3 protein-coding genes are annotated in these 3,993 nt (G+C 48.5%); 2 read left to right on the top strand and 1 reads right to left on the bottom strand.

Annotation, left to right across the window (positions count from 1 at the left end; genetic code table 11):
• The first annotated feature begins 156 nt into the window (after positions 1 to 156).
• Positions 157 to 468 (top strand): DUF3181 family protein, encoded by a 312-nt coding sequence (locus tag P5683_RS20305; protein WP_006620674.1) that lies wholly within the window; start codon positions 157 to 159, stop codon positions 466 to 468.
• 61 nt (positions 469 to 529) lie between these two features.
• Positions 530 to 2,272: a trypsin-like peptidase domain-containing protein gene (locus P5683_RS20300; protein WP_008049426.1), complete on the top strand. Its 1,743-nt coding sequence runs from the start codon at positions 530 to 532 to the stop codon at positions 2,270 to 2,272.
• 25 nt (positions 2,273 to 2,297) lie between these two features.
• Here P5683_RS20300 and P5683_RS20295 read toward each other — a convergent pair whose 3' ends face one another.
• Positions 2,298 to 3,608, bottom strand: a complete 1,311-nt coding sequence (locus P5683_RS20295; protein WP_193520270.1) for a homoserine dehydrogenase — start codon at positions 3,606 to 3,608, stop codon at positions 2,298 to 2,300.
• Between the last annotated feature and the right edge of the window lie 385 nt (positions 3,609 to 3,993).

Raw genomic sequence — 3,993 nt, 5'->3', positions numbered from 1 at the left:
GAGTAGGTTGGGTGTAGGAGTAGGTTGGGTGAAACCCAACAGAGTAGGTTGGGTGAAACCCAACAGAGTAGGTTGGGTGAAACCCAACAGAGTAGGTTGGGTGAAACCCAACACTAGGCAAATCAGCTTTTTTTGCAAATCACCGGAGTTTTCTAAATGTCTAATTCTGGCAATACCCAAGCGATCGAAAAACTCGCCGCCGAAATTGGCGAAAACGTTTATATGGATATTACCAAATGGAATTTATACCTAGGTGATGCCAATTTACACACCCCAGTTGCGGAAAAACTCTATCCCATATTAGAAGAAGCCGCCGACTTAGAGGAAGAAACAGTCATTAACATTCTGAAAGATACCCCCGTGAAGTTGGGGGGTGGTAAAACAACCCTTTCCCTAGCGGATCTAATTCCCAGCCGGGTAATTACCGATTTAATGAAGCTGTTGGAAGAGTTCAAAAAAGATATGTAAATTGCGACTAGGTGCGTCAGTAGGTCAAACGCGCCTGGTCTGCTATATATAGGTTTGTCAGATGACTAAGACTAGAAATTGGCAATTATTATTAATTGGTCTGACTGCCTCAAGTTTAGGTATGATTGGGGTAGTTGTTCCCTGGTTAGGGGTAGCGATCGCCACAGAGGGAATTACCCTAATTAGTGCTAATACTGATGAACTAACAGCCACAGAAGTTAATGCGATCGCCGCCGAAATCACCGTCCGCATTGAAGGTCCCAAAGGTGGTTCTGGGGTAATTGTCGAAAAACAGGATCACACCTACTATGTGCTAACCAACTGGCACGTCGTCAACCGAATTGGGGACTATGAAATCATCACCGCAGACGGTCGTCGCCACTCAGTCTACTATAGCCTAATTCAACGGATACCCGGACTAGACTTAGCGATCGTCCCCTTCAGTAGTTCCCAACGCTATCAGATAGCAACCATGGCGAACCCTGAGAGCGTCAATGTAGGAGATACCGTCCATGTAGCAGGATGGCCGAGATCCGGTAGTAGTTTAGGACAAAGGCTTTTTTTCAGTAGCCAAGGACAAGTTACCCACCGCCAAAATCGCCAACAGGGTTACAGCCTAGTATATACCAATCTAGTCCGCAGTGGTATGAGTGGCGGTCCGGTTTTAGACTCTCGCGGTAATCTGATTGGCATTAATGGTATTGTTCAATTTGGGCTAAACCCGGATACCATTGCAGCCGCAGCTATTGAAATTAATCGATTTTGGCAGTGGCGGAAAACAGCAACATTGCCATCTATCCCCACACCGCCTCAGCCGGTCGCTAGAGAGGATATACCCACAGTAGTGAGTCCCCCCACTTTGCCGGTTACAGGGGGTGCGAATGGCGCACCAGGAGCCGCTGAGGGAGGATTTGCCATGGCATCCCGGTTTAAACAAACATCAGGACAAATAATGGCGATCGCCACTACAGACTCCCTGGGAATTAGTGGCAATAGCAATGGCACAGTTGACATCTGGAATTTAGCCACCGGGGGATTAAGACAGTCCTTTTCCGCCCATAATAGGGAAGCTACCAGGGTGTTAGTCACTCCTAATGGTCAGCAACTAATCACCGCCGGAGAAGATGGGATAATTAGAATTTGGGATCTGGCGGCGGGTTTACAAACAGGTAGCTTTTCTCCTGTACAAACCATAACCGGACATAATAGCGCCATATTAGCGATCGCCATTAGTTCCGACGGCAAAACCCTAGCCAGTGGAGGCTGGGACGGTAGCGTTAAATTATGGGATCTGGCAACTGGTTCCCTACAACAGACCCTAGAGGGACATTCCCAACTGGTGGGAGCGATCGCCATTAGTCCCGATGGTAAAACCTTAGCGACAGGTAGCCGCGATCGTACTATCCGGCTGTGGAACTTAGAAACAGGAGCGCTAAAGCGGACCCTAGAAGGTCACGAACTCTCAGTTTTATCTTTAGCGATCAGTCCCAATGGAGAAATCCTCGCCTCTGGTAGTGCTGATGGGACTATTACCATCTGGAAACTAGACAACGGACAACCGATCCGCCGTCTCAGCGGACATAGAGACGGGGTTTGGTCAGTGGCGATCGCTTCTAATAACCAAACTCTGGTGAGTGGGAGTTGGGATAAAACCGTGAAAGTCTGGAATCTCACCAGTGGCACCATAGAAGCCAACCTAGGAGGTCATACCGGTTATGTGACCGCTATTGCTATCAGCTCTGATCAAACCATGATTCTCAGTGGGGACTGGGATGGAGAAGTGAAAGTCTGGAAGCGTCCCTAATCCCCCACCTTGGGGGGACTTGTTGTTATAAAACCCTCAACAAACTAGGAAAGCGATCGACGATATCCATGTGTTTTAACTCCTCTAGGGCGGCACGGAAATTTCCCTCTCGCACATCATGGGTGACCACGACAATCTCAGCTTGTTTCCCGTGGGTGTCAATTTGCACAATTGATTCTATGCTGACTTCATGGTTGCCAAAACAGGTTCCCAATTTACCAATCACTCCCGGTAGGTCGCGGGTAATAAATCGGGCGTAGAATCGGGTGATTAATTCTTCTATGGGGGCGAGTTCACAATAATGTTGGTGGATACAAGTCTTCAGGGGATGGGCGGACTCGGCTACACCATGGGGGGTGTTAGTGGTGGTGATAATTCCGGCAATATTGAGAATGTCCGAAACTACGGCGCTGGCGGTAGGTCCCGCTCCCGCTCCCGGACCGAAAAACATCACTTGTCCGATAGGTTCCCCTTCGATGAAAATGGCATTATTAACGCCGTTAATACTGGCTAGGGGGTGGAGTTTCGGCACTAGGGTAGGATGCACCCGCACGGATATATTATCGGTATCAGATTCAAGGCTACGGGAGGCGATCGCTAATAGTTTAATGGTAAAACCTAGGCGATCGGCATAGTCAATATCGGTGGCACTAATTCCCCGAATTCCCTCACAATAGACTTGCTCAAGTTTAATCCTTTCCCCAAAAGCTAGGGATGCCAAAATCGCGATTTTATCTGCTGCATCCAAACCATCCACATCAGCGGTGGGGTCTGCTTCCGCATAACCCAATTCTTGCGCCTGTTGCAGAACTTCATCAAAGTTCGCCGCCTCTGCCTGCATCCGAGTTAGGATATAGTTAGTTGTACCGTTAACAATACCCATAACTGTATTAATCCGGTTAGCCCCCAGGCATTCCTTCATGGGTTGAATAACTGGTATCCCCCCACCTACAGCCGCTTCTAGGAGAACATAAACGCCTTTTTGGGTGGCGGCTGAGAAGATTTCCGCCCCATGACGGGAGATGAGGGCTTTATTGGCGGTGACAATATGTTTCCCATGGTCGATCGCCTTGAGGATTAGCGATCGCGCTGGTTCAACTCCCCCAATCAACTCTACCACAATATCTATTTCTGGATCGGTGACGATCGCTTCTAAATCTGTGGTTAATAGGTTTTCTGGTAATGCGATCGTCCGGGACTTGGAAAGCGATCGCACCCCTACCCTCACCAGTTCGATTTCTTTGAGCAGGGGATGGCGACCCTCACGATCTAATAAAATTGCAGCAGTTCCCTGACCAACGGTTCCCAATCCCAATAAACCAATTTTGAAAGCCACGATTTCAACCTATCCATCAACACTTCTATCAACCATTTTGACACAAAATAACACCGGAGCCTTTCCGCCGGGTTCTTTAGATGGCAGTCCCAAAGCCACGCGCCGGCTACGCCGCAGTCCGATCTAGTGAGGGCGATCGCCACCATTTTAAACTATAATAATCCACATCAACAACCTTTCACATATTGGCTACCTAATGGGAAATACCTGGGGGTAAAGAAACCCAGTTTCTCCCTGGGGGGGTCAAGAAACCTAGTCGTAGGTTGGGTAAAGCGAAGCGACACCCAACAAATTCAGGTATTGTGGGAGGTAAAGAAACCCGGTTTCTAGTCGTAGGTTGGGTAAAGCGAAGCGACACCCAACAAATCCGGGTATACAAATTAGG

This window comes from Limnospira sp. PMC 1279.21, assembly GCF_032349615.1.
GTDB classification, from domain to species: Bacteria; Cyanobacteriota; Cyanobacteriia; order Cyanobacteriales; family Microcoleaceae; genus Limnospira; species Limnospira fusiformis.
The sequence above is the reverse complement of the archived record's forward strand: the minus strand, read 5'-3'. Positions and strand labels throughout refer to the sequence as shown.